Annotated in this window: 26 protein-coding genes and 1 other RNA gene; 17 read left to right on the top strand and 10 right to left on the bottom strand. The window is 63.9% G+C overall.

Going from position 1 to position 26,373, the window contains the following annotated elements; all coding sequences use genetic code 11:
• The gene (locus ACSQ8R_RS20955; protein ID WP_436255144.1) at window positions 1-786 is read left to right on the top strand and encodes a molybdopterin-synthase adenylyltransferase MoeB; all 786 of its coding nucleotides are present in this window, start codon (window positions 1-3) and stop codon (window positions 784-786) included.
• Between the two features lie 14 nt (window positions 787-800).
• A complete protein-coding gene (locus ACSQ8R_RS20950; RefSeq protein ID WP_436255536.1) occupies window positions 801-1,271 on the top strand; it encodes a GNAT family N-acetyltransferase in 471 nt (156 codons plus the stop codon).
• Here the strand turns inward: ACSQ8R_RS20950 and ACSQ8R_RS20945 are convergent, their stop codons facing one another.
• Window positions 1,272-2,276 carry a 2-hydroxyacid dehydrogenase gene (locus ACSQ8R_RS20945; protein ID WP_436255143.1) on the bottom strand — a complete coding sequence of 335 codons (1,005 nt, stop codon included), beginning with the start codon at window positions 2,274-2,276 and terminating at the stop codon, window positions 1,272-1,274.
• Between the two features lie 252 nt (window positions 2,277-2,528).
• Here ACSQ8R_RS20945 and ACSQ8R_RS20940 point away from each other — a divergent pair, with 252 nt between their 5' ends.
• Entirely contained in the window at window positions 2,529-3,071 is a 543-nt protein-coding gene (locus ACSQ8R_RS20940) for an SH3 domain-containing protein (RefSeq protein WP_436255142.1), read from the top strand.
• A 17-nt stretch (window positions 3,072-3,088) separates the two neighbouring features.
• Here the strand turns inward: ACSQ8R_RS20940 and ACSQ8R_RS20935 are convergent, their stop codons facing one another.
• Window positions 3,089-4,081 carry an adenosine kinase gene (locus tag ACSQ8R_RS20935; protein WP_436255141.1) on the bottom strand — a complete coding sequence of 331 codons (993 nt, stop codon included), beginning with the start codon at window positions 4,079-4,081 and terminating at the stop codon, window positions 3,089-3,091.
• Between the two features lie 375 nt (window positions 4,082-4,456).
• On the opposite strand from ACSQ8R_RS20935, the gene ACSQ8R_RS20930 reads away from it, so the two are divergent.
• Window positions 4,457-5,401 (top strand): AEC family transporter, encoded by a 945-nt coding sequence (locus ACSQ8R_RS20930; RefSeq protein WP_436255140.1) that lies wholly within the window; start codon window positions 4,457-4,459, stop codon window positions 5,399-5,401.
• A gap of 87 nt (window positions 5,402-5,488) precedes the next feature.
• On the opposite strand, the gene ACSQ8R_RS20925 is transcribed toward ACSQ8R_RS20930, so the two are convergent.
• The gene (locus ACSQ8R_RS20925; RefSeq protein ID WP_436255139.1) at window positions 5,489-6,070 is read right to left on the bottom strand and encodes a c-type cytochrome; all 582 of its coding nucleotides are present in this window, start codon (window positions 6,068-6,070) and stop codon (window positions 5,489-5,491) included.
• A 152-nt stretch (window positions 6,071-6,222) separates the two neighbouring features.
• Between ACSQ8R_RS20925 and ACSQ8R_RS20920 the strand changes: the two genes are divergently transcribed.
• Both ACSQ8R_RS20920 and ACSQ8R_RS20915 read left to right on the top strand, forming a co-directional pair.
• Complete coding sequence (locus tag ACSQ8R_RS20920; RefSeq protein WP_436255138.1) at window positions 6,223-6,984, top strand: 3-deoxy-manno-octulosonate cytidylyltransferase; 762 nt, start codon at window positions 6,223-6,225, stop codon at window positions 6,982-6,984.
• Window positions 6,985-6,995: 11 nt separating this feature from the next.
• Window positions 6,996-7,859, top strand: coding sequence for a prephenate dehydratase (locus ACSQ8R_RS20915; RefSeq protein ID WP_436255137.1), 864 nt, complete (start codon window positions 6,996-6,998; stop codon window positions 7,857-7,859).
• A gap of 695 nt (window positions 7,860-8,554) precedes the next feature.
• Here the strand turns inward: ACSQ8R_RS20915 and ACSQ8R_RS20910 are convergent.
• The 4 genes from ACSQ8R_RS20910 to ACSQ8R_RS20895 form a co-directional block, all read right to left on the bottom strand.
• The gene (locus tag ACSQ8R_RS20910) at window positions 8,555-8,926 is read right to left on the bottom strand and encodes a VOC family protein (RefSeq protein ID WP_436255136.1); all 372 of its coding nucleotides are present in this window, start codon (window positions 8,924-8,926) and stop codon (window positions 8,555-8,557) included.
• A gap of 99 nt (window positions 8,927-9,025) precedes the next feature.
• Entirely contained in the window at window positions 9,026-9,721 is a 696-nt protein-coding gene (locus tag ACSQ8R_RS20905) for a helix-turn-helix transcriptional regulator (protein ID WP_436255135.1), read from the bottom strand.
• A gap of 146 nt (window positions 9,722-9,867) precedes the next feature.
• Window positions 9,868-10,845, bottom strand: coding sequence for an NAD(+) diphosphatase (nudC, locus tag ACSQ8R_RS20900; protein ID WP_436255134.1), 978 nt, complete (start codon window positions 10,843-10,845; stop codon window positions 9,868-9,870).
• On the bottom strand, window positions 10,842-11,249 hold the full coding sequence (locus ACSQ8R_RS20895) for an HIT domain-containing protein (RefSeq protein WP_436255133.1): 408 nt from the start codon (window positions 11,247-11,249) through the stop codon (window positions 10,842-10,844). The genes nudC and ACSQ8R_RS20895 overlap by 4 nt, the downstream gene beginning before the upstream one ends.
• Before the next feature lie 86 nt (window positions 11,250-11,335).
• Here ACSQ8R_RS20895 and ffs point away from each other — a divergent pair.
• From ffs to ACSQ8R_RS20875, 4 genes are all read left to right on the top strand, one after another.
• Window positions 11,336-11,432: signal recognition particle sRNA small type (ffs, locus tag ACSQ8R_RS20890), an RNA gene on the top strand.
• A gap of 86 nt (window positions 11,433-11,518) precedes the next feature.
• Window positions 11,519-13,411, top strand: coding sequence for a DNA polymerase III subunit gamma/tau (locus ACSQ8R_RS20885; protein ID WP_436255132.1), 1,893 nt, complete (start codon window positions 11,519-11,521; stop codon window positions 13,409-13,411).
• 18 nt (window positions 13,412-13,429) lie between these two features.
• Window positions 13,430-13,753: a YbaB/EbfC family nucleoid-associated protein gene (locus ACSQ8R_RS20880; RefSeq protein WP_436255131.1), complete on the top strand. Its 324-nt coding sequence runs from the start codon at window positions 13,430-13,432 to the stop codon at window positions 13,751-13,753.
• A 29-nt stretch (window positions 13,754-13,782) separates the two neighbouring features.
• Window positions 13,783-14,394, top strand: coding sequence for a LysE family translocator (locus ACSQ8R_RS20875; protein WP_436255130.1), 612 nt, complete (start codon window positions 13,783-13,785; stop codon window positions 14,392-14,394).
• Here ACSQ8R_RS20875 and ACSQ8R_RS20870 read toward each other — a convergent pair.
• Window positions 14,391-15,002: an MOSC domain-containing protein gene (locus ACSQ8R_RS20870; RefSeq protein WP_436255129.1), complete on the bottom strand. Its 612-nt coding sequence runs from the start codon at window positions 15,000-15,002 to the stop codon at window positions 14,391-14,393. The two genes, ACSQ8R_RS20875 and ACSQ8R_RS20870, sit on opposite strands and share 4 nt — an antisense overlap.
• Before the next feature lie 52 nt (window positions 15,003-15,054).
• Here ACSQ8R_RS20870 and recR point away from each other — a divergent pair, with 52 nt between their 5' ends.
• Together recR and ACSQ8R_RS20860 are read left to right on the top strand one after the other, a co-directional pair.
• Window positions 15,055-15,660: a recombination mediator RecR gene (gene recR, locus ACSQ8R_RS20865; protein ID WP_436255128.1), complete on the top strand. Its 606-nt coding sequence runs from the start codon at window positions 15,055-15,057 to the stop codon at window positions 15,658-15,660.
• Between the two features lie 222 nt (window positions 15,661-15,882).
• A complete protein-coding gene (locus ACSQ8R_RS20860) occupies window positions 15,883-17,151 on the top strand; it encodes a lytic murein transglycosylase (protein ID WP_436255127.1) in 1,269 nt (422 codons plus the stop codon).
• Here the strand turns inward: ACSQ8R_RS20860 and ACSQ8R_RS20855 are convergent, their stop codons facing one another.
• Window positions 17,152-17,607 (bottom strand): N-acetyltransferase family protein, encoded by a 456-nt coding sequence (locus ACSQ8R_RS20855; RefSeq protein ID WP_436255126.1) that lies wholly within the window; start codon window positions 17,605-17,607, stop codon window positions 17,152-17,154.
• 5 nt (window positions 17,608-17,612) lie between these two features.
• Window positions 17,613-19,244: an MFS transporter gene (locus tag ACSQ8R_RS20850; protein ID WP_436255125.1), complete on the bottom strand. Its 1,632-nt coding sequence runs from the start codon at window positions 19,242-19,244 to the stop codon at window positions 17,613-17,615.
• Between the two features lie 241 nt (window positions 19,245-19,485).
• On the opposite strand from ACSQ8R_RS20850, the gene rimP reads away from it, so the two are divergent.
• From rimP to kduD, 5 genes are all read left to right on the top strand, one after another.
• A complete protein-coding gene (gene rimP / locus ACSQ8R_RS20845; RefSeq protein WP_436255124.1) occupies window positions 19,486-20,076 on the top strand; it encodes a ribosome maturation factor RimP in 591 nt (196 codons plus the stop codon).
• Between the two features lie 64 nt (window positions 20,077-20,140).
• Window positions 20,141-21,754, top strand: a complete 1,614-nt coding sequence (gene nusA / locus ACSQ8R_RS20840) for a transcription termination factor NusA (RefSeq protein ID WP_436255123.1) — start codon at window positions 20,141-20,143, stop codon at window positions 21,752-21,754.
• A complete protein-coding gene (locus ACSQ8R_RS20835; RefSeq protein WP_436255122.1) occupies window positions 21,751-22,455 on the top strand; it encodes an RNA-binding protein in 705 nt (234 codons plus the stop codon). Before nusA ends, ACSQ8R_RS20835 begins: the two co-directional genes overlap by 4 nt.
• A gap of 100 nt (window positions 22,456-22,555) precedes the next feature.
• A complete protein-coding gene (gene infB, locus ACSQ8R_RS20830; RefSeq protein ID WP_436255121.1) occupies window positions 22,556-25,372 on the top strand; it encodes a translation initiation factor IF-2 in 2,817 nt (938 codons plus the stop codon).
• Window positions 25,373-25,579: 207 nt separating this feature from the next.
• Window positions 25,580-26,338, top strand: a complete 759-nt coding sequence (gene kduD, locus ACSQ8R_RS20825; protein ID WP_436255120.1) for a 2-dehydro-3-deoxy-D-gluconate 5-dehydrogenase KduD — start codon at window positions 25,580-25,582, stop codon at window positions 26,336-26,338.
• Window positions 26,339-26,373 lie beyond the last annotated feature (35 nt).

The raw sequence follows: 26,373 nt of genomic DNA, 5'->3' as shown, positions 1-26,373 counted from the left end.
ATGGAAAGCCTGACCCCGGAAAAACTGAGCCAAGACGAGATCGAGCGTTACCGCCGCCATATCCTGCTGCCGGAAATCGGCGGCGCGGGGCAGCAGAAGATGAAGAATGCCCGCGTACTGGTGATCGGCGCCGGCGGGCTCGGCGCGCCGATCCTCGAATACCTGGCGGCGGCCGGCATCGGCACGCTCGGGATCATCGACGACGACCTAGTGTCCCTTTCCAACCTGCAGCGGCAGGTCATCCACGATACCGGCACGATCGGCGAACTGAAGACGCGAAGCGCCCGCGAAGCGATTGCCCGCCTCAACCCGCATGTCCGGGTCGTCGATTTCGAGGAGCGCTTTTCGGCCGAATGGGCAGCGCGGAAGCTTGCCCTGTTCGACCTGCTGATCGACGGTTCCGACAATTTCGATACGCGCTATGCAGCCGCCGATGCCGCGGAACTCACCCGGATACCGCTGGTGACCGGCGCGGTCGGCCGGTTCGACGGGTCGGTGACGGTGATGAAACCTTATGAGGCGGGGCCGGACGGCGTTCTCAACCCCGGCTACCGCGATCTCTTTCCGGAAAAACCGCCGGTGGGATTGATCCCGTCCTGTGCCGAGACCGGTGTCGTCGGCGCGCTCACCGGCGTCGTCGGCACGCTGATGGCAATGGAGGCGATCAAGCTCGTGACCGGCATCGGCGAACCGCTGGTCGGGCGGCTGATGCTCTACGATTCGCTGTCGGCCCGTTTCGACACGATCAAATACAAGCGCCGCACGGCCAAGGCCGCCGCCGAGTGAGTGAGCGAGCAGCGATCGAGATTACCCGGATCGGAGAGGATTTCAGGCGCTGGGATGAACTTCTGGCCCTCATCCTTTCGTCCTTTGCCTATATGGACGGAGTCATCGATCCGCCCTCTTCCGCGCATCGGCTGACGCTCGCTTCGCTTGCCCGGAAGGCCCGCGACGAGACCGCGTTTGCGGCGATCGAAGGCGGCAGGCTCGTCGGCTGCGTCTTCTGCAAGCCGGAGCCGGGCTTCCTCTATATCGGCAAGCTTGCCATCGCCCCGGCCAGCCAGGGCAAGGGCATCGGCCGCCGGCTGTTGACGATCGCGGAAGAGATTGCGAGGGAAAGCGGCCTCCCGGCACTGCGGCTCGAAACCCGCATTGAGCTCACCGGCAATCACGCGACCTTCGCGAGATGGGGCTTCGCCAGGACGGCGGAAAACGCCCATCCGGGCTTCACCCGCACCACGTCGATCGAGATGCAGAAGCGCCTCGATTGATCAGTTGCGGCCCGGCAGGACCCGGTTCGGCGGACGGTGGCCGTCAAAGAAGGTGCGGATGTTGATGATCACCTTCTCGCCCATGTCGATCCGCCCCTCGATCGTCGCCGAGCCCATGTGCGGCAGCAGCACGACGCGGCCCTGGTGGGCGAGCTTGACGAGTTTCGGGTTCACCACCGGCTCGTTCTGGTAGACGTCCAGCCCGGCGCCGGCGATCTTGTTGTCGCGCAGAAGCTGGATCATCGCCGCCTCGTCGATGATGTCGCCGCGGGCGGTGTTGACGATGATCGAAGTCGGCTGCATCAGCGCCAGGCGCCGCGCCGAGAGAAGATGGAAGGTCGCCGGGGTCGAGGGACAATTGACCGAGACGATATCGACGCGGGCCAGCATCTGGTCGAGGCTGTCCCAATAGGTCGCCTCCAGCTCCTCTTCCGTCGCCGGGCTGACGCGCTTGCGGTTGTGGTAGTGGATCGACAGGCCGAAGGCCTTGGCACGGTGGGCGACGGCGGTGCCGATGCGGCCCATGCCGACGATGCCGATGCGCTTGCCCCAGATCCGCCGGCCAAGCATCCAGGTGGGGCTCCAGCCGCTCCACTCACCCGGCTTGTCGGTCAGGATGCGCGACCCTTCCGCGAGCCGCCGGTTGACGGCGAGGATCAGCGCCACCGTCATGTCGGCCGTGTCCTCGGTCAGCACGTTCGGCGTGTTGGTAACGGTGATGCCCTTCTTGGCAGCGGCATCGACATCGATATGATCGAAGCCGTTGGAGAAGCTGGCGATCAGCTTCAGCTGCGGGCCTGCCTCCTCGATCAACGCCTCGTCGATGCGGTCGGTCACGGTCGGCACCAGCACGTCGGCCGACTTCATCGCCGCCGCCAGCTCTTCGCGCGAACGGGGTGTGTCGTCGATGTTGAGTTCGGCCTCGAACAGCTCGCGCATGCGGGTTTCCACCGCATCCGGCAGCTTACGGGTGATATAGACCTTGGGTTTCTTCTTCGCCGTCATGAAACTCTCTGCCTGACGCCTTGAAGCACGAAACCCGAACGTATTCGGGTTTCGTGCTTCAAGCTTTGTTCAACGCATGCCGCCATCCCGAAACCGCTACCCGCTTTCGGGCGACCTGCTTTAGGAGGTCCTTAACCAAGTCGCGCGATATTCAGTTCATCCAGGGCGTTTTCTACCAGACCCGTCAGCGAAGACAAACAAAACCTCGCGAGGTTCCCGAAAGCCCGAGATCGCTCAGCCGGAACCAAACACATGCGTCGCGTCATTCTTTCCTCCTTCATCGCTCTTTCCTTCGGCCTTGTCGCCTGCCTGTCCGCATCCGCCCCGAGTTACGCTCAGGGTGCGGCCAAAGGTCCGAGCGGCCTGCCGCTGCCGCGTTTCGTCAGCCTCAAGTCGAGGAAGGTCAACATCCGCATCGGACCGAGCACGGATTATGCGGTCTCCTGGATGTACATGAAGTCCGGCACGCCGATGGAAATCATCCAGGAATACGAAAACTGGCGGCGGGTTCGCGATGCCGAGGGCACCGAGGGCTGGGTCAACCAGGCCCTGCTCTCCGGTGACCGGACCGCGGTCGCCGCCCCATGGATGCGCGGCAAGGGCAAGGACATCTACGTCAACATGCGCCGCGACCCGCAGGCGACGGCGGCCATCCTTGCCAAGCTGGAGCCGGGCGTCGTGCTGCAGATCAAGGAATGCAACGGCGACTGGTGCCGCGCCGAAACCAATGGCGCCGAGGGCTGGATCGCCCAGGCCGAAATCTGGGGCGCCTATCCCGGCGAGGCCTTTAAATAGGCCTTCCCTGCCCGACCTCAAATGAGGCCTTGCTTCCTCGCAGCTTCAGTGAGCGACGCCATCGGGCGCGGGCCGATCTGCTGGATGGTGATCGCGGCCGCAAGGCAGCCGAGCTTGCCGCAATCCTCGAGCGACCGGTCATTCGTGTAACCGAACAGGAAACCGGCTGCGAACAGATCGCCGGCGCCGGTGGTATCGACCAGTTCCCTGATCGGATAGGCATCGATCTTCACGCGCTCGTCGCCGCGAACGATGATCGCGCCTTCCTCGCTGAGCGTCACAGCCGCCAGCTTGCAATCCTGCGAGATCTTCGTGAGCGCCAGTTCGAAATCCTCGGTCTCGTAGAGCGACAGCGCTTCCTGTTTGTTGGCGAAGACGATATCGACCGTGCCGGAACGCATCAGGTCGAGGAATTCGACCCGGTAACGGCCGACGCAGAAGGGGTCGGACAGCGTCATCGATACCTCGCGGCCATGCTCGTGGGCGATGCGGGCCGATTCGCGGATCGCTTCCTTGGCGCGCGGCGGATCCCAGAGGTAACCTTCGAAATAGGTGACCCGGGCTTCCGCAACGACGTCTTCGTCGACATGCTCCGGCCCGAGATCGACGCAGGCGCCGAGATAGGTGTTCATCGAGCGCTCGCCATCCGGCGTCACGAAGATCATCGAACGGGCGGTCGGCGGATGGACGCCTTCCGGTCTGGTCTGGTAGTGGACGCCCTGGGCGCGGATATCGTGCTGGAAGATCTTGCCGAGCTGGTCTTCCGCAACCTTGCCGAAATAGGCGGCCTTGCCGCCAAAACCGGCAATGCCGGCTGCGGTGTTGCCGGCCGAGCCGCCGGACGCTTCCACCGCGGGACCCATTTTCGAATAGAGGAGTTCGGCGCGCTCGGCATCGATCAGGTTCATCGCGCCCTTGGTGATCGCATTGTCGCTCAGGAAATCGTCGTCGCAGCGGGCGAGAATATCCACGATGGCATTGCCGATGGTGAGCACGTCGAACTTGGGCATCCGGTCTTGATCCTCTTGGGAAACAGTTTGTCGCGAAAACCGGTATTCGGGTTTTCATCCGATTGGAAGGGAAAATAACCGCAATGCCGGTTATCGGGGCCGTTTTGCTCCGTCACTCTGTTGTCACGATCACAGGTTATAGAATGAGCGATCCGGTTGTGTTGCCGACCACGGATGAACTGGCGGCCGACCACCGGATGTCCTGGACGAGACCAGGAGGGAAAGCGGGGATTGCCCCGCTTTTTTGTTGGGCGCCTGTTTGCCGGCATCTTCGCCACGCCTCCCTTCCAAACAGCTCCTCTGCACGAAACGCATTTGTCGCAAGCCGCGACATGCGTTAGACGCATAAAAACGTTTCCACAGAAAGCCCGCCCCTTGTCCTCCGTCTTCCTGAATGTCGTGCCGCTCTTCATCCTGATCCTGATCGGCTGGATGACGGCGAAGACCGGGATATTAAAAGAAGAGACCGGCGACGCGCTCGGCGAATTCGTCTTCAAGATCGCCGTGCCGATGCTGATCTTCCGGACGCTGGCGGATGCGCATTTCGAGGGAGCCTCGCCGTTCCGGCTGTGGACCGCCTATTTCCTCGGGGTCGCCATGACCTGGGCGATCGGTCATCTCCTCACCACCCGCGTTTTCGGCCGGGATGCGAAGATCGGCGTGGTCGCCGGCATGTCCGGCTCCTTCGCCAACAACGTCTTCATCGGCCTGCCGCTGGTCGCCCATGTGGTCGGCAAGGATGGGCTGGTGGCGATCTCCATCCTGCTTGCCATCCACCTGCCGTTGATGATGGTGGCCGGCACGATCCTGATGGAGGGCGCAGCCGCCAAGGTCGACGGCGGCGAAAAGCGCGGCATCGCGGCGGTCCTCAGGCAGGTGGGTTCCAACCTTGCCCGCAATCCCCTGGTGATCGCGCTTGTCATCGGCGTCGCCTTCAACTTCCTCGGCCTGCATCTCCCGTCGGCGATCGCCATCGTCGTCGATCAGATTTCCGCCGCGGCGAGCCCGGTCGCGCTGATCTCGATCGGCATGGCGCTGACGCGATATCCGATCCGGGGCGATATCGGCCTTTCGGGGGCCGCTGCGGTGCTGAAGCTGCTGGTACTGCCGGCGCTGGTTTTCCTGATGAGCACTCTGTTTGCCCTGCCGAAGGACTGGACCGCGGCGCTGGTGCTGACCGCTTCGGTGCCGACCGGCATCAACGCCTGGCTGATCGCCCAGCGCTTCCGCTCCGGCCACAGCCTTGCGGCCTCGGTGATCAGCATGACCACCGCATTCGGTGTCCTCACCGTCGGCTTCTGGGCATGGCTGCTCGGCTGAGCTCACCCAACCTCGATCGCGAATGCCCAAAACAGAAATGCCCGACTGACGCCGGGCATTTCGTTTGAAAGTTCCTGGAATTGCCGATCAGTTGGTGGCGGGCGCCGGTGCGGCCGCGTTCGGGTCCGGAAGCGGAACCGGCGAATCAGCCAGCGTGCGCAGGTAGGCAATCAGGTTGGCGCGCTCGCCGTCGTTCTTGAGGCCCGCGAAGCCCATCGCCGTACCCTTCACGAAAGCCTTTGGGGCGGTCAGGAAGTGGTTGAGGTTGTCGAAGGTCCAGTGCTCGGCGCCGGCCTTGGAAAACTCCTTCATGCCCGCAGAATAGGAGAAGCCTTCATGTCCCGCGACCGGACGGTCGACGATGCCCCAGAGATCGGGGCCGACCTTGTTCGGTCCGCCCTTCTCCCCGGAATGACAGCTCTGACACTTCTTGAATGCGGTTTCGCCGGCCTTGGCGTCGGCCTTTGCCAGAAGCTGGGCGATCGGAACGGCGGCGGCAGCGGGGGCAGCGGCTTCACCGGCTGCGGGCTCTTCGGCGGCAACGATGGCAAAACCTGCCTTCTCGGGTACCTCCGAATGGAAAATGCCTTCCGAGGCAATGGACACCGACATCATGACGAAGACCGTAGCAAGCAGGGCGCCTGCCGCCATGTTGACATAGGAATTCATCCGCATCCGCTCCTTCGCAACCGCCTGTCACGAGGCGGGCCATCTTGAAATTGGGCGGAACCTATGTCTTTTGCATTGCTGTTGCAACACGATAATCGTTCCGCGCGTGAGACTTTTTGACACTGTTCGCACGGGATTAGAAGGGTCTTTCCATGAAGAATTCGGCTTTTGACCGGACGCTGGTGCTGATCCCGGCACGAATGGCCTCGACGCGCCTTCCCGGCAAACCTCTGGCTGATATCTGCGGCCTGCCGATGATCGTGCAGGTAGCAAAGCGGGCCGAAGAAGCGCAGGTCGGGCGAATCATCGTCGCCGTCGATCACCAGGACGTTCACGATGCGGTGGCCGCCGCGGGCTTCGATGTGGTGATGACGCGGCAGGACCATCAATCCGGTTCCGACCGCATTTTCGAGGCCGTCCAGAAGGCCGACCCGGACGCGAGAATGGATTTCGTGATCAACGTTCAGGGCGACCTGCCGACGATCGAGCCGGACGCGGTGCGCGCCTCGCTCAAGCCGCTCGACAACCCCTCGACCGACATTGCCACGCTGACCGTCGAGATCACCGACGAACATGAGAAGACCAATCCCAACGTGGTGAAGGTCGTCGGCTCGCCGCTCTCCAACTCCCGGCTGAAGGCCCTCTATTTTACCCGCGCCACCGCGCCCTACGGCAATGGGCCGCTCTATCACCATATCGGCCTCTATGCCTATCGCCGCGCGGCGCTCGAAAAATTCGTGTCGCTCGGGCCGTCGGTGCTCGAAAGGCGCGAATCGCTCGAACAGCTGCGGGCGCTCGAAGCCGGCATGCGCATCGATGCCGAGATCGTTGACTCGGTTCCGTTAGGCGTCGATACTCCCGCCGACCTTGAAAAGGCCCGCGCGATCCTGTCTGGCCGCCTGGCCTCCTCGTAACGGATAACCCCATGAACGCACTCACCAATCGCATCGCCTTCCAGGGCGATTTCGGCGCCAATTCCGACATGGCCTGCCGCGACATGTTCCCGACCATGGAACCGCTGCCCTGCCCGACCTTCGAGGACGCGTTCCAGGCGCTCGAAAACGGCGATGCGGACCTGGCGATGATCCCGATCGAGAACACCATCGCCGGTCGCGTCGCCGACATCCATCACCTCCTGCCGGAATCGCGGCTGCATATCATCGGCGAATATTTCATGCCGATCCGCTTCCAGCTGATGGTGCTGCCCGGCGTGACTCGCGAAGAGATCCGCACCGTCCACAGCCATATCCACGCGCTCGGACAGTGCCGCAAGATCATCCGCTCGAACGGCTGGAAGGCGGTCGTCGCGGGCGACACGGCCGGCTCCGCCAAGATGGTGGCCGAAAAGGGCGACCGGACGATGGCGGCTCTCGCGCCGCGGCTTGCGGCCGATCTTTACGGTCTCGAGATCCTGGCCGAGAATGTCGAGGACCGCGACGACAACGTCACCCGCTTCGTGGTGCTTTCCCGCGATGAAAAATGGGTGCAGCGGAACAATGCCGACGAGGTGCTGGTCACCACCTTCGTGTTCAACGTCCGCAACATTCCGGCGGCGCTCTACAAGGCGATGGGCGGTTTCGCGACCAACGGCATCAACATGACCAAGCTCGAAAGCTACCAGCTCGGCGGCAAGTTCGTGGCGACGCAGTTCTACGCGGATATCGAAGGCCACCCGGACGACGCGCCGGTGCGCCGGGCGCTGGAGGAGCTGCGGTTCTTCTCCGAGAAGGTCAGGGTTCTGGGCACCTATAAGGGCCACCCGATGCGCGGGGCGCTGCAGAAGGGGTGAGAGGCGACGGCCTTTAGCCGGCAAAACGCTCCGGCGGAGCGTTTCGAGCCTCGAACGCGCTGAGCAACGGCGACGTGCCGGGAGTGCACCATGCAGGAGGAGATGCAATCGACTCGGAAGCTCACGGCTGGGCATAATAACCCCTTGGTGTTTTCGCGGTTTTCAGTTCGGCCGGGACACGTCGTGTGCCTCGTATAAATTAGTTTAGGTGACACGCGACGTGCCCCGTTCGGTGTGTTTATCCGCGCAACTCCGGTTCCTCTGCGGCGGCATGGGCTTACGTCCTTGCGGATGCCATACCGGGTTGTGTGCGACACACGCACGCCCCGCCTTGAGGCGAGAGGGAGACCATTTTCTGCGCAGCCCCTGACGGCCCACCTGCATGACGGCAGATCGCCAGGGCACCGGTCCCGCCTCGCCGGTCATGCGGGCCGGTGTAGCCGAAACGGGACGGGTGGATTGTAGGCACGGGGTTGAGGGGCGGGGATGAAATTCTGGGCAAGACATTGAAATTGCGATCCACAGAGCTTGGATCTTGCCCCTCACCCTAACCCTCTCCCCGTTTTACGGGGAGAGGGGACTTGCCCTGCACAAGGTCGAGATCGCGGAAAGGCAGTGCGGCTTGGTCCTTCTCCCCGTCTCGACGGGGAGAAGGTGCCGGCAGGCGGATGAGGGGCATTTACTGGTTCACGCGCTTACGCCGCGCTCATCGCATAGACCCGCAACCGGTGCCCGTCCGGATCGGTGACGACGAAGGTGTAGCCGAAATCCATTTCCACCGGTGTCTGCAGCACGCGCAGGCCGCGAGCCGTCCAGTCGGCATAGGTCTTGTCCACGCCGGCAGCATGATCAAGTTTGAAGCAGACCTCCGAGCCGCCGGGCCCGCCCTTCACCGAAGGTTCAGCGGTGTGGCGCGACCACAGGCCGAACTTGATGCCGGTTTTCAGCACGAAGAGCACGAAGGTCGGGGATTTTTCCACGGGTTCGGTGCCGAAAAGGGCCTGGTAGAAATCCGCGCTGACGAGCGGGTTGTCGACGAAGAGGATGGTGAAATCGGGGTGGATCATGTCAGTTCTCCTTGTGACGCAATTCCCTTCGCGAGAATTGCTCTTGGTTGGGACTGACCGGAAATATCGGATGCTACTGTCAGATAATGGCAGCAGCATTCATGGCTGAGGCGGAATTCCCTCGGCCTGCCGCCACTCCTTGAGCAGGACTGGCCGGCGGCGCGGATAGCGCCTTTCCGTCGAAACCGCTGACGCAATGCGGTCGGTGCGGAAATGGCGGAAGTCCTGCCGCAGTTCGCACCAGGCGATCACGACCCGGACGCTGTCGAAGAAGCCGAGCGCGAACGGCCAGACGTTCCGACGGGTCAACGCCCCCTTTTCGTCTTGGTAGGCGAGTTCGAGAACATGTTCGGCGCGGATCGCCCTGCGGATGAGAGCGAGATCGGCCACGCCCTCGCTTCGCCGCGGCGTGCCGACAAGCAGCGTCGAATTATCGAGTTCCTGCCTGAGGTCCGGCGGCAGCACGGCGGCGATCTTGGCGAGCGCATCGACGGCGCCGGCGGCAAGCCGCGGATCGGCGGTCTTCGCCACCCAGCGCGAGCCGAGCACCAGCGCCTCGATCTCTTCTTCCGAAAACATCATCGGCGGCAGCATGAAGCCGGGCCTCAGCACGTAGCCGAGACCCGCCTCGCCTTCGATGAAGGCGCCCTGAGCCTGCAGGCTGGCGATATCGCGGTAGAGGGTGCGCAGGCTGACGCCGGTTTCGGCGGCGAGTTTGGCGCCGCTGACCGGCTGTCGGTAACGCCGGAGCGTCTGGAGAAGCGCCAGAAGACGCTCGGAGCGGGCAACGGTCATGAGGTTGTGCCCCCTGTCTTTGTCATTCGGCGGCCTGAGGCATTGCGGCTCTGCCTCGGGTCATTGCGTCGAGTTTGCCTGACCGCCCGGCCCTCCGCTTGCGCTCCGGGCGTTCCTCACTGCAATCGATTCACTGGATCGATTGCTCAAGCTTCGCTTGACCGTTCGTCACCCCACTCGATCCAGTCGCGGAGCAGGCGGTGGGCGATCGCGCCCTTGACCGGGGCGAAAAGCGGGGCGTCCGGGCCGGCATCGAGCATGGCGGCAGCCTCGGCCCGCCCGAACCAGCGGACATCGGCCATTTCCTGCGGATCGATCCTGATCTCGGTGGATTTCGCCTCGGCGTAACAGCCGATCATCAGCGAATGCGGCATCGGCCAGGGCTGCGAGGCGTGGTAGCGCACCCGCCCGGTCTCGATGCCGGATTCCTCGAAGGTTTCGCGGCGCACCGCATCCTCGATCGTCTCGCCCGGCTCCACGAAGCCGGCGAGGCAGGAATACATGCCCTCCTGGAAATGATGGCTGCGGCCGAGCAGGCAGCGGTCGCGCTCGGTATCGATGGTGAGCATGATCACCACGGGGTCGGTGCGCGGAAAGGTCATGTGCTGGCACTGGGTGCAGACCCGCTTGTAACCGCCGATCCTGGTGTCGGTCGGCGAGCCGCATTTGCCGCAGAACCTGTTGGCGGCATTCCAGTTGAGCAGTGCAACCGCCTGGGCGATCTCGCCCTGCAGTTCGCCTTCGATCAGCTGGTCGCGGAAAAGCGCCCGGGCTTCCGTCGGCTTGTAGTGGCCTGCCAGTTCCTCGGCCGGGATCAGCACCGGGACGGCGATACGCGGCTCGCCGGTCTCGTGATAGCCGAGCAGTACGGCATTGTCGAAATCCGGCTTCAGTTCTGCAAGCTCATAGGGCGAAAACAGCGGATCGAGGATCTGACTGTCATGCTTGAGGATGACCCGGCTGCCGGTGAAGGCGAGGATATGGGCGCCTTCCACCGCAAGCGCCTTTTCGACGCAGTCGTCCTCTCTGTATTCGGCCCGGCGATCCAGCTTGTTGCCGGAAAAAGCCGTCAGCGTGCTCGGTTCGGGATGGGGTGCGTCGGTGTCGAAAAGGGTTACGGTCATGAAAGGGCTTCAACCAGTTTGTTGAGGAAATCTTGCTTCTGCGATTCGCCGTAAGGCTGCGCCTGGCCGAATCCCCAGATGGGGCCGGGCCAGTTCGCGTCGCCCTCGAACCTTGCAATGACATGGACATGCAGCTGGCGGACGATATTGCCGAGCGCGCCGACATTGATCTTGGTGGCGCCGGTCACGGTCTTCAGGGCGCCGGCCACCCTGTTGACCTCGGTGGAGAGCAGCGCCTGTTCTGCCGGCGAAAGGTCGAAAATCTCGGTCATGCCGGGACGCTCAGGCACCATGACCAGCCAGGGCCAGCGGCTGTCGTTCTGGATGCGGAGCTGGCAGAGGGTGAGCTCCGTCACAAGATCGGAATCGCGGGCAATCCTGCCGTCCAGTTCGAATTCGCTCAAACTTTCCTCCCTTGTTTTTCTGTTCGATAGCAGTTTTTTACAGGGTTGGCTTGCATTTGGAAGCGTTATTGACGATATGGGATGCGGGAGGTTGGTGGTGGACGAGCCACTCGCCAACCGGGTCAGGTCCGGAAGGAAGCAGCCCTAACGAGCCAGGCACGGGTCGCCGTGCCAGCCTCCCACCCTTTTACTTGTACTACCATCTTGGTCAGCTTCCGGCCCGGTCAAGACCGTGCTCAGGATTGGCCCGCGCAGGCTGGCAGGACTGAATGAGCGATACCGGGCCTACATCTTCAAGCACTTCCGCCGCCAACCCCGCCACAGGCAGCGGATACCGGGTGCTCGCCCGCAAATACCGCCCCAAGGATTTTTCCGACCTGATGGTCGGCCAGGAGCCGATGGTCAGAACGCTGACCAACGCGTTCGAGACCGGCCGCATCGCCCAGGCCTATATGCTGACCGGGGTTCGCGGGGTCGGCAAGACGACGACCGCCCGCATCCTCGCCCGCGCGCTGAACTACAAGACTTCAGACATCGACAAGCCGACCATCGACCTCAGGATCCCCGGCGAACATTGCCAGGCGATCATGGAGGGCCGGCATGTCGACGTGATCGAGATGGACGCCGCCTCGCATACCGGCATCGACGATATCAGAGAGATCATCGAGCAGGTGCGCTACCGCCCGGTCTCGGCGCGCTACAAGGTCTATATCATCGACGAAGTGCACATGCTCTCGACGCAGGCCTTCAACGGCCTGTTGAAGACGCTCGAAGAGCCGCCGGAACATGTGAAATTCATCTTCGCGACGACCGAAATCCGCAAGGTTCCGATCACCGTGCTGTCGCGCTGCCAGCGCTTCGACCTGCGCCGCATCAGCGCCGCCGACCTGGTCGGCCTGTTCACGACGATCCTCGAGAAGGAAGGCATTCCGGCCGAGCCGGAGGCGCTTGCGATGGTCGCGCGTGCGGCGGAAGGTTCGGCCCGCGATGGCCTGTCGCTGCTCGACCAGGCAATCGCCCATGGCGGCGGCAGCGTCGTTGCCGAGACAGTGCGCGGCATGCTGGGACTGGCCGACCGCGCCCGCATCGTCGATCTTTTCGAACATATCCTGCGCGGCGACGTGACGGCGGCGCTTTCGGAATTCACGGCGCAATACGAGGCCGGTGCCAATCCGGTCGTGGTCTTGACCGACCTTGCCGACTTCACCCATCTGACCACCCGTTTCAAATATATCCCGGATGCCGCCAACGATCCTTCGATCAGCGAAGTGGAACGCGTGCGCGGCCGGGAATTTGCCGAGGGCGTCGCGGTCAGCACGCTGTCGCGCATCTGGCAGATGCTCTTGAAGGGCATTCCGGAAGCGGAAAACTCCTCGCGGCCCGCAGGGGCTGCCGAAATGGTGCTGATCCGGCTGACGCATGCGGCCCATCTTCCCTCACCGGAAGACGCCGCCCGCAGGCTTGCGGATTTTTCCAACGGCGACGGCCAGCGGGCGCCGGCTCCGAACGGCAATGGCGCCGGTGGTGGTGGAAGCCGGCCGGTCTCTGCGCCGCAGTCGCCGGTCAATGCCCGCGGCACCGAGATGGCGGGCGGGCGCCTTCCTTCCGGCGGTCCAACCGCCATGCTGCAGGCCGTGCCGAATACGACGCCGCGGGAAATGCCCGTCGGCCGCGTGGAGGAACAGCCGGCCGAAAAGCCCGTCCCGAAAGTGCCGGTCAATTCGCTCTCGGATATCGCCGATCTCTGCTCCAAGAACCGCGATCCGCGGCTGAAGGCGCTGCTGCGCAATTTCGTGCGGCTGGTGAAGATCGAACCGGGCCGGCTGGAGATCAATCTTTCCGGCGACGCGCCGAAGACGATTGCCGGCGACCTGAAGGCGCGGCTGGAGGAATGGACCGGGATCACCTGGTGGGTGACGCTCAGCAACGAGGCCGGGGAGCCGACGCTGGTCGAATCCGAAAAGAGCGTCCGGGAAGCGCAGTTCACCGACGCCCGCGCCGATCCCGACGTGGCGGCGATCCTCGCGCAGTTCCCGGGCGCCAGGATCACCGACGTGCGCATCCGCGCGGCGGAAGAGGATGAGACCGAGGACCTGCCGGCTCCGGCGACCGCGGAATCCGAAGAGGGCGACATCCTGCCCGGCGACGACATCGAGCTATAAGAGAAGAGGACAGTCGAGATGCGCGACATCATGGGCATGATGGGCAAGGTCAAGGAAATGCAGGCCAAGATGGAGCAGATGCAGGCGGAAATCGCCGCTCTCGACGTCGAAGGCACATCCGGCGGCGGGCTGGTGACCGTGCGGCTCAACGGCAAGGGCGACATGCTGGCCTTGAAGATCGATCCGTCGCTGTTCAAGGAAGACGATGTCGAGATCCTCGAGGACCTGATCGTCGCCGCCCACAAGGCCGCCAAGGAGCGCGCCGAGGCGATCGCCGCCGAAAAGACCAAGGAACTGACCGCCGGCCTGCCGATCCCGCCCGGTTTCAAGATGCCGTTCTGATCATCGCCTGATGGAATAGGGAGGTTCCGATGACGCTGACATCGCTTCTGGTTTTCGCGGCGGCACTTTTCGTCGCCGCAGGTTCGCCTGGTCCCAGCATAGCCGCGCTCGTGGCGCGCGTTCTGTCCAAGGGTTATCGCGACGTATTGCCGTTTCTCGCGGCGATGTGGGTCGGCGAGGCCGTGTGGCTTTCGTTTGCGGTCGCGGGTCTTGCCGCCATTGCCGAGAGCTTTCATGTCGTCTTCGTGGCAATCAAGTGGACTGGCGTCGCCTATCTCCTCTATCTCGCATGGAAGATGTGGTTCACCGAACCTGCCGGCTCCGGCGAAGACCTTCCGGAAAATCGCTCGGTGCTGAGAATGTTTTTCGCCGGCCTCACCGTGACGCTCGGCAATCCCAAGATCATGATGTTCTATGTGGCGCTGCTGCCGTCGATCATCGATCTCGGCGGCGTGATGCTGACCGGCTGGCTGGAACTGGTCGCCGCGATGTTCGTGGTTCTCGTTGTCGTCGACCTTGCCTGGGTGCTGCTTGCCGCCAAGGCCCGCCAGTTCCTGAAGAGCCCCCGGGCCGTGAGGATCGCCAACCGGGTTTCGGCCGGCGCGATGGCAAGTGCCGCGGCGGCGATCGCGACGCGCTAGTTCTCGAATACCGGCCTCCAGCGGCGGCCGATGGGCGCGGCCAGGAAGCGGGCTCTCTCAGAGTCCGACAGACGTTTGCCGACAGCCGCCAGCATTTCGGCGATCGTCACCCGCTCGCCGGCATAGGGTTCGTGGCGTACGGGATCGCCGGGCGAGACCATGCCGGGCTGGATGACCCGGCAATAGATGCCGGGGCGACCGCCGTTCTTATAGGTCTTCACGAATGTCGGGTCGCCCATCTTCACCGCAAACGTATTGCAGGGGGAGCGGGCGCAGCTCGCTTCGAGAACGACTTCGCCGACGTAAAAACGGTCGCCGGCAGCGACTTCGCGGTTATCGAGGCCTTCGACGATCAGGTTCTCGCCGAACGTGCCGGGCGCTAGATCGCGGCCAAGCTTGGCCGCCCACCAGTCCAACGTCAGCGACCCTTCGAGCAGGATCGCCTGGTCCTCGCCGCCGTGGTGTTTCGTGTTGCAGACCGCATCGCCGACGAGGCCGAGCCTGTCGATCATGACGGCGGCGTTGACGGCAGACTTGTAGATGCCGGTCTTGAAACTCTTGCCCGGCAGCTTTTCCTTATGCCCGAGGCAGATGGCGAGAAGTTTCATGAGCGGTCCTTCGGCGATTCCGTTTTTGGAGCATATGGGCTAAAGGGAGAAAATGGCAAAGCGAGTCACCGGCCCCGAAATCGAAAAACTCATCCAGCTTCTGGCAAAGGTCCCGGGGCTCGGGCCGCGCTCGGCGCGCCGGGCGGCGCTGCACCTGATCAAGAAGAAGGAACAGCTGCTCGGTCCGCTTTCGAGCGCCATGGGCGAGGCCTATGACAAGGTGAAGATCTGCTCGCGCTGCGGCAATGTCGATACGGTCGATCCCTGCACCGTGTGCACCGATATCCGCCGCGACCAGACGATGCTGATCGTCGTCGAGGACGTCTCCGACCTCTGGGCGCTGGAACGGGCGGGCGCGATGAACACCGCCTATCACGTGCTCGGCGGCACGCTTTCGCCGCTCGATGGCGTCGGCCCGGACGACCTCAACATCCGCGGGCTGATCGACCGGGTGAACGAGGGCGTCATCCGCGAGATCATCATCGCGGTCAACGCGACGGTCGAGGGGCAGACGACGGCGCATTACATTACCGACCAGCTGTCGGGCATCGACGTGAAGATCACCCGGCTGGCGCATGGGGTGCCGGTGGGTGGGGAACTCGATTATCTCGACGAAGGGACGCTGACGGCGGCGCTTCGGGCGCGGACGGTGATTTAGCGTTTGAAGAGGACAACGATGAGCAAGCTCGCCCCCCTCTGGCCTGCCGGCGATCTCCCCCTCAAGGGGGGAGATCGGCAAGAGGCACGCTCCCCGCTCCCTCTTATGCGACTGAGACATGCGTCGGCCTCCGTCAGGCGACGCCTGCTAAACCTCTTCATATCGCTTGCCGGGATTTGGGCAGGGAGCCCACCTCATCCGATCTCCCCCCTTGAGGGGGAGATGTCCGGCAGGACAGAGGGGGGTGCCGCAGGACGAGCGGTCGCATTGGTTTTCGCTGCAATCACGGCCCTCCTCCCCCTCCCCGCCCTCGCCCAGAACCGGCCGGATGTCGAAAAGCAGTTCCAGCGATGGATCGCCGGCGATCTGGGTCCTGCCGCCAGGAAGGCCGGGATTTCGGAGAAGACGCTGAGAGCGGCTTTCCAGGGCGTGACGCTCAACTGGGACCTGCCGGACCTCGTCCCGCCGGGGACTGCCCCGCCGAAGCAGCAGGACCAGAGCCAGGCGGAGTTTTCCTCGCCGGGCGCCTATTTTTCCGAAAAGCGGCTGCAGGGACTGGCCGCCACCGGACGCGGGCTGGCGGACAGCTATTCGGCGACGCTGAAGAAAATCGAGGCGGCCTATGGCGTGCCGGGCGAGATCGTCGTCGCCATCTGGGGCCGGGAATCCGGGTTCGGCAGGGCGCGGATGCCCTATTCCGCCGTCCAGGTTCTGGCGACGAAGGCCTTCATGTCGACACGCAGGGAGATGTTCCGCGAGGAGCTGATCGCGGCGCTGAAGATGATCGAACGGGGCGATGTCGATGCCGCGACGATGAAGGGTTCATGGGCCGGTGCGCTCGGGCAGCCGCAATTCATGCCGTCGAGCTACCTGAAATATGCGGTCGACTTCGATGGCGACGGTCGTCCCGACATCTGGAATTCGGTGCCGGACGCGCTCGCCTCGATCGCCCACTACCTGCAGAAGGAAGGCTGGCAACGCGGCCGCGACTGGGGGTTCGAGGTGACGATCCCCGCAAAGGTCTCCTGCGCGCAGGAGGGCCCCGATCTCGCCAAGCCGATCTCGGCCTGGGCGGCGGCCGGCATAACCCGCATTTCCGGCAAGGCCTTTCCCGCGGCCGATCTCAAGGCGGATGGCATGATGCTGGTGCCGGCGGGGCGCAGCGGGCCGGAATTCGTGGTGACGCCGAATTTCTACGTGATCAAGGAATACAATAATTCCGATCTCTATGCGCTGTTCATCGGCAATCTCGCCGACCGGATCGCCTCCGGTGCGGGTCCGTTCCAGGCACCCTGGGGCGATGTCGGCAAGATGCTGCGCTCCGACGTTCTCGCCATGCAAAAGGCACTGGTCGCCAAAGGCTACGATGTCGGCAATGTCGATGGCCTGCCGGGCTACAAGACCCGCCGATCGCTCGGCGACTGGCAGGCGAAGAACGGGCTTGCGCCGACCTGTTTTCCCGATCCGTCGCTGAAAGGCAAGATCAGGTAGTCAGAGGCTGCGTTTCAGCCCCTCGTGGCTGGCGATGAAGCCGAGCTTCTCATAGAAACGGATGGCGTCCGGCCGCGCCTTGTCGGAGGTGAGCTGCACCAGTTGGCAGCCGCGCTCGGCGGCCTTTTGCACCGCCCATTCGATGCACTGCGAACCCAACCCGGTGCCGCGTTCGCGGGCTGCGACCCGCACGCTCTCGATCTGGCCGCGCCACATGCCGGCGCGCGACAGGCCGGGGATGAAGGAAAGCTGCAGGCAGCCGAGGACCTTGCCTTCTCCGTCTACGGCGACCGCCAGAAGCTGGTTTCCATCGGCCTCGATCGCCGCAAAGGCCTGCTCGTAGCGTGGATCGACGGGATCGGAGACGACTTCGCGAGATTGGCCCAGCATATCGTCCGCGAGCAGGTCGATGATGGCGGGAAGATCTGAACGACGGGCTTTTCGGAAGGAAATCATTGGCGTCAGTGGTGCAGGTCGGGGGGCGACTTGTGGAAAATGTCGTCGCTCGGCGGGATCGCCTGGCGCTCGATCATCCGGTGGACGCGCGGGCCTTCCTCGCCGCGATGAAGCGCGCGGATCGCATCCCAGGCCTCGGCATCGGCCTGGGTGCGGCGCTGGTTGTGACGCACGTAATCCGCCCAGGTCGCGGTGTGGTAGGTCTCCGTCCAGATTTCCGGATGTTCCAGATCGCGCATCAGCGCCCATTGCCGCGCGCCGTCACGGATACGGATGCGGCGTCGCTGCGACATCAGCGCCAGGAATTCCGGGACATCCTCGTCGGCGATAATGTAATCGACCATATTGACGATCGGTCCGCTGCGGGGCTGCAGGTCGAGGCTCAGCATCGGCACGTTGAAACGGTTGAGCGGGTCGAGATTGGCGTCGCTGAACTGAGGCAGCGGCAGGCGCATGCCGATCACGGCGCCAAGCAGCATGACAAGGCTCGACAATGTCAGCGCGATCGAGACCCCGAACGTGTCGGACAGGATGCCCCACACCCAGCTTCCGCCGGCGATGCCGCCGAAAGTCGCCGTCTGGTAGAAGGAAAGCGCCCGGGCGACGACCCAGCGCGGCGTCGAAAGCTGCACCGTCGTGTTGAACAGCGACAGAGCCAGCACCCAGCAGGCGCCGGGCACGAGGAGGACGATCGCGGTCAGCAGCGTGCTTGAACTCAGGCCGATGATCGCCGCACTGGCTGCGAAACCCAGAAAGGACAGGCGGACGATCGACTCGCTCGACAGCTTTTCGCGCAGCCGCGAATTGCCCATGGCCCCGGCGATGGCGCCGACCCCGAAGGCACCGAGCATGATGCCGTAGGTCAACGGGCCGCCGGAGACCAGGTCTCGCGCGACGATCGGCAGAAGCGCCAGGACGGCGCTCGCCGAAAGGCCGAAGACAAGGCCGCGGAACAGCACGTTGAGAATGTTCGGCGACATGACGACGTAGCCGAGCCCGGCCGACAGCGCCCGCAGAAGCGTCTCGCGCGGCAGCGCATTGTCGCGGCCTTCCGGCTTCCAGCGGATCAATGCATAGATCAGCGCGAAATAGCTCATGGAATTGGCAGCGAACGCTGCGGCCGCGCCCGCTGCCGCGACGATCGCCCCACCGATCGCGGGGCCGACGCTGCGGGTAATGTTGAAGCCGACGCTGTTGATCGTCACCGCAGCCGGCAGCACCTCGCGGGGCACCATGTCGCCGACCGAGGCCTGCCAGGCAGGATTGTTGAGCGCCACGCCGCAGCCGAGCAGAAAGGTGAATGTCAGAAGCAGCCAGGGCGTCAGGAGATCGAGATAAGCAAATAGCGTCAGGGTGAGCGAGACGGCGAGCATGAAGAACTGCGCCGTCAGCATCAGGGTCCGGCGGTTGACATTGTCGGCAAGCGCGCCCGCGATCAGCGAAAAAAGCATGATCGGCAGCGCGGTGGAGGCCTGGACCAGCGCCACCATGTCCTCGGAATCGGTGATCGAGGTCATCATCCACGCCGCGCCGACCGCCTGGATCAGGCTGCCGAAATTGGAAGCGAGGCTGGCAATCCAGATGGTTCTGAAGGTTTGGTGCCTGAAGGGAGCCAGGGTCGATATCCGATCGGGCACTTTGTCCTCGTTCTTTCGTGCGTCGTTCCGAACGGTTATAGACCCGGCGGAAGCAAATTCCAGCCGTACCACCCCCAGATTATGCGACTCTTGCAATCGGGGGGCCGAAAGCGTATATGCACCCCATATTCTTGATCGTCCGATGAAGAGTGGGCCCCACCGGACCCGCTCTTTTTTGTTAGGCGATCACTGTAACCCAGACATTGGGCCCAGCCATGGGGCAATGATTGCCGGAGAGCTTATGCCGCAAACCGAACACGAGCCGCGGCTCATCATCGAGACCGGGCTTGACCTCAGGGTCGCCGAAATCATCGAGCCCGTCCTGACCGCCATGGACTATCGCCTGGTGCGCGTGCGGATGCTGAACCAGAACGGCGCGACGCTGCAGATCATGGCCGAGCGCAACGACGGGACCATGGATGTCGAGGGCTGCGAAGCCGTATCCGTGGCGATTTCGCCGGTCCTGGATGTAGAAGATCCCATCGATCGGGAGTATCATCTGGAAGTGTCCTCGCCGGGCATCGACCGCCCGATGGTGCGCAAGTCGGATTTCACCCGCTGGCTGAACCATCTGGTCAAATGCGAAACGTCGATCATGATCGACAATCGCAAGCGGTTCCGCGGCAGGATTACCGAAAGCGATGCGGACGGTTTCACGATCGAGCGGGATCAGGTCGCCTATGGCGAGGAACCACGGGTGACGATCCCGTTTTCGGCGCTGGCCGAGGCAAAGCTCATTCTGACCGACGATCTGATCCGCGACGCGCTTCGGGCCGACAAGCTCGCCAAGGCACAGGCCGCCAACCAGAACGGCGAAGAAGACGAAGAATAACCGAACCAACCCGGTGCCGAGAAGCACCCCCTCGCAAGCATGCGAATGACGGAGACCAACGACAATGGCAGTGAGCGCAAACCGGCTTGAACTTCTGCAGATAGCGGATGCTGTAGCCCGCGAAAAGGTCATCGACCGCGAGATCGTGCTGGCTGCGATGGCCGACGCCATCCAGAAGGCTGCCCGCTCCCGCTACGGCTCGGAAACCAATATCCGCGCCGACATCAATTCCAAGACCGGCGAGATCCGGCTCCAGCGCCTGCTGGAAGTCGTCGAGCACGCCGAAGACTACGGTACGCAGATCCCGTTGGCTCTCGCGCTCGACCGCAACGTCGATGCCAAGATCGGCGACTTCATCGCCGATCCGCTGCCGCCGATGGATTTCGGCCGTATCGCCGCGCAGTCTGCCAAGCAGGTGATCGTGCAGAAGGTGCGTGAAGCCGAGCGCGACCGCCAGTTCGACGAGTTCAAGGACCGCGTCGGCGAAATCATCAACGGCACCGTCAAGCGCGTCGAATACGGCAACGTCATCGTCGATCTCGGCCGCGGCGAAGGCATCATCCGCCGCGATGAAATGATCCCGCGCGAAAACATGCGCTATGGCGACCGCGTCCGTGCATACGTATATGACGTCCGTCGCGAACAGCGCGGCCCGCAGATCTTCCTGTCGCGCACCCATCCGCAGTTCATGGTGAAGCTGTTCACCATGGAAGTGCCGGAAATCTACGACGGCATCATCCAGATCAAGTCGGTCGCCCGCGACCCGGGCTCGCGCGCCAAGATCGCCGTGATCTCGAACGACTCGTCGATCGATCCGGTCGGCGCCTGCGTCGGTATGCGCGGTTCCCGCGTCCAGGCCGTCGTCGGCGAACTGCAGGGCGAAAAGATCGACATCATTCCGTGGTCCCAGGATCCGGCGTCGTTCATCGTGAACGCGCTGCAGCCGGCCGAAGTCGCCAAGGTGGTTCTCGACGAGGATGCGGAGCGGATCGAAGTCGTGGTTCCGGACGAGCAGCTGTCGCTCGCCATCGGCCGCCGCGGCCAGAACGTCCGCCTCGCCTCGCAGCTGACCGGCTGGGACATCGACATCATGACGGAAGCCGAAGAGTCGGAGCGCCGCCAGAAGGAATTCAACGAGCGCACCAACCTCTTCATGGACGCGCTCGACGTCGACGAAATGGTCGGCCAGGTGCTCGCTTCGGAAGGCTTTGCGCAGGTCGAGGAACTCGCCTACGTCGATCTCGACGAAATCTCCTCGATCGACGGTTTCGACGAAGACACCGCGACCGAAATCCAGACCCGCGCCCGCGAATACCTGGAGCGGATCGAAGCCGAGATGGACGCCAAGCGCAAGGAGCTCGGCGTCGAGGACGAACTGCGCCAGATCGACGGCCTGAACGGCCAGATGCTCGTCGCGCTCGGCGAGGACGGCATCAAGACGATCGAGGACTTTGCCGGCTGCGCCGCCGACGACCTGGTCGGCTGGAGCGAACGCAAGGACGGCGTCACCAAGAAGTTCGAAGGCCTGTTCTCGAAGTTCGACGTTTCCCGCGTCGAGGCTGAGAACATGATCGTCCAGGCCCGCCTCGCCGCAGGCTGGATCACCGAGGAAGATCTCGCAAAGGGCGCCGAGCCGGAAGCTGAGGCGGAGGAGGCAGACGCCGTAGAGCAGGAATGATCCCGCTCGCGAACGAGCCGGACCATAACGATGACGGACCTGTCGATGATGACCTGGGCGAGATCGTCGTGAACGACCGTACGTGCATCGTCACCCGCGAGGCGGGATCGCCGGAAACGCTGATCCGCTTCGTGGCTGGTCCGAACGGCGCGGTCGTGCCCGACCTGAAACGCCAGCTCCCGGGGCGGGGCTGCTGGATCAAGGCTGAACGGTCGCTTGTCGATCGGGCAGTCCAGAAAAAGCTTTTCGCCCGGGCCCTCAAGGCCGAGGCGAAGGCGGATGCCGATCTCGGAGCGCTGGTCGATCGCCTGCTCGCCGCCGATCTCGTCGGCATGATGAACATGGCGCGCAAGGCGAGCCAGTTCGTTACCGGCGCCACGAAGGTGGACGCCGCCGTGCGCTCGGGCGCTGCACTCGCAGTGTTCCACGCGGCCGATGCGGCCGCCGATGGAGTGCGGAAAATAGACCAGGCCCGCAAGGCCTGGAAGCTCGGTTCGAATACCGGGGAAGACATTCCGTCCTTTTCGCTGTTCACGAGCGCGGAATTGGACGAAGTGATGGGCCAGAATGCTTTTATCCATGCTTGCGCGCTTGCGGGGCAGGCGGGTGAGGGTGTAGTGAAGCGCGCAAACCTACTTGAACAGTACCGCGTGGGCGGTCTGTCCCAGACAAAAGGTGTCGCTGACATGCCGAAACAATGACGCGGTCACCGGCTTTAGCCGGACGCACATCGATATGTACGGATTAAACGACGGGTTCTGATGGCTTCCATCCGTTCCTGTCCGAAGGAACAGGAACGGAATGACCGACAACAAAGACGATAAGACACTCGGCGTAAAGAAGACCCTTACACTGAAGCCATCTGGGATGAGCCAGGGTACCGTCCGGCAGGACATGGGTCGCGGCCGCACCAAGGCCGTCGTCGTCGAGACAGTGAAGCGGCGGCCGACCCGGCCGCTCGACGAGAAGCCGGCAATCACCCCCGCAGCCCCGGCGCCCGCGCCGCGGGTGGTCGAGGCTGTCGCACAGCCGGCCGCTCCCCAGCGCCCGCCGCAGCCGCAGCCCCAGCCGCAAGCGGCCGCTCCCGCGGCACGCGTCCACCAGCCGGGTTCGCAGAACCAGCGGCCGCAACAGCCGCAGAACAGCCAGCGCCCGGCGCAATCCAATCGTCCGCAGCAGTCCGGCCAGCCGCAGCGCCCGCAATCCAGCCAGCCGCAGCGTCCGCAGCAGCGTCAGGGCGGGGCCGTGTTGCACGACCTCTCCGCCGGCGAAATGGAAGCCCGTCGCCGCGCCTTGATGGAAGCGCAGGCGCGCGAGGTCATCGAGGCCAAGCAGCGCGCTGAAGACGAGATTCGCCGCCAGGCCGAGGAAGAACGCCGCAAGATCGAGGAAGCCGCCGAGGCTGCCCGCCGCGCCGCCGAACCCAAGGTCGAGCCGGTCGAGGTCCCCGCGCCGGCCGAGGCTCCTGCACCCGCGGTTGCCGAAAAGCCGGTCGAACGCGCCGCTGGTGCCGCTGCGACCCGTCCGGGCGAGGCACGTCCCCAGGCTCCGCGGCCTGCAGCTCCCGGCGCCGCGCCTGCGGCACTGCCGGTTGCCGGCCGCCGCAAGGGTGCCGACGAGGAAGACGAGGATCGCGGCCCGCCGCGTGGCGCACCCGGCCGTGGCCGAGTGCCCGTCGCTGCTCCCGCCAAGGTTCCGGCTCGCCCGAAGACCGAGGACGAACGCCGCCGCGGCAAGCTGACGGTGACCACGGTCAGCACCGACGAGGACGGCAACGCCCGTGGCCGTTCGATGGCCGCGACCCGCCGCCGGCAGGAGAAGTTCCGCCGCAGCCAGATGCAGGAAACGCGCGAAAAGGTCATGCGCGAAGTCATCCTGCCGGAAACCATCACCATTCAGGAACTGTCGCAGCGCATGTCCGAACGCGCCGTCGACGTCATCAAGTACCTGATGAAGGAAGGCCAGATGATGAAGCCGGGCGACGTCATCGACGCCGACCTCGCCGAGATCATTGCCGGAGAATTCGGCCATACCGTCAAGCGCGTTTCGGAATCCGACGTCGAAGAAGGCATCTTCAACAAGACCGACGATGCCGGCGAAATGGTGTCGCGCCCGCCGGTCGTCACCATCATGGGTCACGTCGACCACGGCAAGACCTCGCTGCTCGACGCCATCCGCCATGCCAACGTTGTTTCCGGCGAAGCCGGCGGCATCACCCAGCATATCGGCGCCTATCAGGTGGAACAGAACGGCCAGAAGATCACCTTCATCGACACGCCCGGCCACGCCGCCTTCACGGCGATGCGTGCCCGCGGTGCGCAGGCGACGGATATCGCGATCCTGGTGGTCGCGGCAGACGACAGCGTGATGCCGCAGACGATCGAGTCCATCAACCACGCCAAGGCGGCCGGTGTTCCGATCATCGTGGCGATCAACAAGATCGACAAGCACGAAGCCAAGCCGGACAAGGTCCGCCAGCAGCTTCTGCAGCACGAGGTCTTCGTTGAATCGCTCGGCGGTGAAGTGCTCGACGTCGAGGTTTCTGCCAAGAACAAGACGAACCTCGACAAGCTGCTCGAAGCCGTGCTGCTGCAGGCCGAAATCCTCGACCTGAAGGCCGACCCGAGCCGTACGGCGGAAGGTACCGTCATCGAAGCCCAGCTCGACCGCGGCCGCGGTGCGGTTGCGACCGTCCTGGTCCAGAAGGGTACGCTGAAGCCGGGCCAGATCATCGTTGCCGGCGATCAGTGGGGCCGCGTTCGCGCGCTCGTCACCGACAAGGGCGACCACGTCAAGGAAGCCGGACCGGCGACCCCGGTCGAAGTGCTCGGCCTTTCCGGCACGCCGGCTGCGGGCGACAAGTTCGCGGTCGTCGAAAACGAAAGCCGCGCTCGCGAGATTTCCGAATATCGCCAGCGTCTTGCCCGCGACAAGGCGGCTGCCCGCCAGTCCGGCCAGCGCGGTTCGCTCGAACAGATGATGAGCAAGCTGCAGGATACCGGCTTCAAGGAATTCCCGCTGGTCATCAAGGGTGACGTGCAGGGCTCGATCGAAGCGATCATCGCATCGCTCGACAAGCTCGGCACCGACGAGGTCCGTGCCCGCATCGTTCACTCGGGCGCCGGCGCCATCACCGAATCGGATATCTCGCTTGCCGAGGCTTCCAACGCGGCGATCATCGGCTTCAACGTGCGCGCCAACGCCCAGGCCCGTGCGGCCGCCGAGCGCTCCGGCATCGAGATCCGCTACTACAACATCATCTACGATCTGGTGGATGACGTGAAGTCGGCGATGTCCGGTCTTCTTTCGCCAGAAAGACGCGAAACCTTCATCGGCAATGCCGAGATCCTGGAAGTGTTCAACATTACCAAGGTCGGCAAGGTCGCGGGTTGCCGCGTCGTCGAAGGCAAGGTCGAGCGCGGAGCGGGCGTCCGCCTTATCCGCGACAACGTCGTTGTCCACGAAGGCAAGCTCAAGACGCTCAAGCGCTTCAAGGACGAAGTCGGCGAAGTGCCGATGGGTCAGGAGTGCGGCATGGCCTTCGAGAACTACGAAGACATGCGCGTCGGCGATACGATCGAATGCTTCCGCGTGGAGCATATCACGCGTACGCTGTGATCTCTGGCCAACAGCCCGAACAATTACAGGAGCCGTCCGTGACCTTCACGGGCGGCTCCTGACATTTCGAGTATCCGGTTTCTCGTGAGGAGCTGGCGGCGGGGACTGGGGGCCTGACCCTGACAAAAATTTTCAGCTTCTAACGGAGAGCTCGCGACGGTAAGCATCTACCCTTATCCGCATTTTCCAGTTCCGGAGGAGGACACCATGCCGATTTCATTCGACCTGACGGGCAAGACGGCGATCGTCACCGGCGCCAATACGGGCCTCGGCCAGGCAATATCCGTGGCGCTGGCGCAGGCCGGCGCGGACGTGGCGCTGGTCGGCCGCTCCTCGATGGCAGAGACTGAAAGAGCGGTCAGCGCGGCAGGCGGACGCAGCCTGTCGATCCAGGCGGACCTTTCGACGCTCGAACCGGTCGATCGGATCATCAGCGAAACGGTCGCATGGACCGGGCGTGCCGATATCCTCGTCAACAATGCCGGGATCATCCGCCGGGCCGACGCGATCGATTTCAGCGAGGCCGATTGGGACGCGGTGATGGACGTCAACCTGAAGACCGTGTTCTTCCTCTCCCAGGCGTTTGCACGCCGGCTGATCACCGAGGGCAAGGGCGGCAAGATCGTCAACATTGCCTCGCTGCTCTCCTTCCAGGGCGGTATCCGCATCCCTTCCTATACCGCCTCGAAGAGCGGTCTTGCCGGCCTGACCCGGCTGCTCGCCTGCGAGTGGGCGGCCAAGGGCATCAACGTCAATGCCATTGCGCCCGGCTATTTCTCGACCAACAATACCGAGGCGCTGCGCGACGATCCCGATCGCAGCGCGGCGATCCTGAGCCGTATTCCCGCCGGGCACTGGGGCCAGCCGGAAGAACTCGGCGGAGCCGCCGTATTCCTCGCCTCGCCGGCATCCGACTACGTGCATGGTGTCGTTCTACCGGTCGATGGCGGCTGGCTGGCGCGTTAGGCGCGTCCGCTCGCCCGGTTTTCCAAGGCAACGGA

Origin of the sequence: Neorhizobium sp. LjRoot104 (genome assembly GCF_964253725.1) — a bacterium.
GTDB lineage: Bacteria > Pseudomonadota > Alphaproteobacteria > Rhizobiales > Rhizobiaceae > Neorhizobium.
The sequence above is the reverse complement of the archived record's forward strand: the minus strand, read 5'-3'. Positions and strand labels throughout refer to the sequence as shown.

Coding starts and splice junctions, on each gene's coding strand:
- ACSQ8R_RS20920 (WP_436255138.1), top strand. CDS start 6,223: ATGAAGAATTCGGCTTTTGACCGGACGCTGGTGCTGATCCCGGCACGA.
- ACSQ8R_RS20935 (WP_436255141.1), bottom strand. CDS start 4,081: ATGCCCAAGTTCGACGTGCTCACCATCGGCAATGCCATCGTGGATATT.
- ACSQ8R_RS20910 (WP_436255136.1), bottom strand. CDS start 8,926: ATGATCCACCCCGATTTCACCATCCTCTTCGTCGACAACCCGCTCGTC.
- ACSQ8R_RS20885 (WP_436255132.1), top strand. CDS start 11,519: ATGAGCGATACCGGGCCTACATCTTCAAGCACTTCCGCCGCCAACCCC.
- ACSQ8R_RS20940 (WP_436255142.1), top strand. CDS start 2,529: ATGCGTCGCGTCATTCTTTCCTCCTTCATCGCTCTTTCCTTCGGCCTT.
- ACSQ8R_RS20880 (WP_436255131.1), top strand. CDS start 13,430: ATGCGCGACATCATGGGCATGATGGGCAAGGTCAAGGAAATGCAGGCC.
- nudC (WP_436255134.1), bottom strand. CDS start 10,845: ATGACCGTAACCCTTTTCGACACCGACGCACCCCATCCCGAACCGAGC.
- ACSQ8R_RS20905 (WP_436255135.1), bottom strand. CDS start 9,721: ATGACCGTTGCCCGCTCCGAGCGTCTTCTGGCGCTTCTCCAGACGCTC.
- ACSQ8R_RS20860 (WP_436255127.1), top strand. CDS start 15,883: ATGTCCGGCAGGACAGAGGGGGGTGCCGCAGGACGAGCGGTCGCATTG.
- nusA (WP_436255123.1), top strand. CDS start 20,141: ATGGCAGTGAGCGCAAACCGGCTTGAACTTCTGCAGATAGCGGATGCT.
- ACSQ8R_RS20915 (WP_436255137.1), top strand. CDS start 6,996: ATGAACGCACTCACCAATCGCATCGCCTTCCAGGGCGATTTCGGCGCC.
- recR (WP_436255128.1), top strand. CDS start 15,055: ATGGCAAAGCGAGTCACCGGCCCCGAAATCGAAAAACTCATCCAGCTT.
- ACSQ8R_RS20875 (WP_436255130.1), top strand. CDS start 13,783: ATGACGCTGACATCGCTTCTGGTTTTCGCGGCGGCACTTTTCGTCGCC.
- ACSQ8R_RS20945 (WP_436255143.1), bottom strand. CDS start 2,276: ATGACGGCGAAGAAGAAACCCAAGGTCTATATCACCCGTAAGCTGCCG.
- ACSQ8R_RS20855 (WP_436255126.1), bottom strand. CDS start 17,607: ATGATTTCCTTCCGAAAAGCCCGTCGTTCAGATCTTCCCGCCATCATC.
- rimP (WP_436255124.1), top strand. CDS start 19,486: ATGCCGCAAACCGAACACGAGCCGCGGCTCATCATCGAGACCGGGCTT.
- ACSQ8R_RS20955 (WP_436255144.1), top strand. CDS start 1: ATGGAAAGCCTGACCCCGGAAAAACTGAGCCAAGACGAGATCGAGCGT.
- ACSQ8R_RS20835 (WP_436255122.1), top strand. CDS start 21,751: ATGATCCCGCTCGCGAACGAGCCGGACCATAACGATGACGGACCTGTC.
- infB (WP_436255121.1), top strand. CDS start 22,556: ATGACCGACAACAAAGACGATAAGACACTCGGCGTAAAGAAGACCCTT.
- ACSQ8R_RS20870 (WP_436255129.1), bottom strand. CDS start 15,002: ATGAAACTTCTCGCCATCTGCCTCGGGCATAAGGAAAAGCTGCCGGGC.
- ACSQ8R_RS20925 (WP_436255139.1), bottom strand. CDS start 6,070: ATGAATTCCTATGTCAACATGGCGGCAGGCGCCCTGCTTGCTACGGTC.
- kduD (WP_436255120.1), top strand. CDS start 25,580: ATGCCGATTTCATTCGACCTGACGGGCAAGACGGCGATCGTCACCGGC.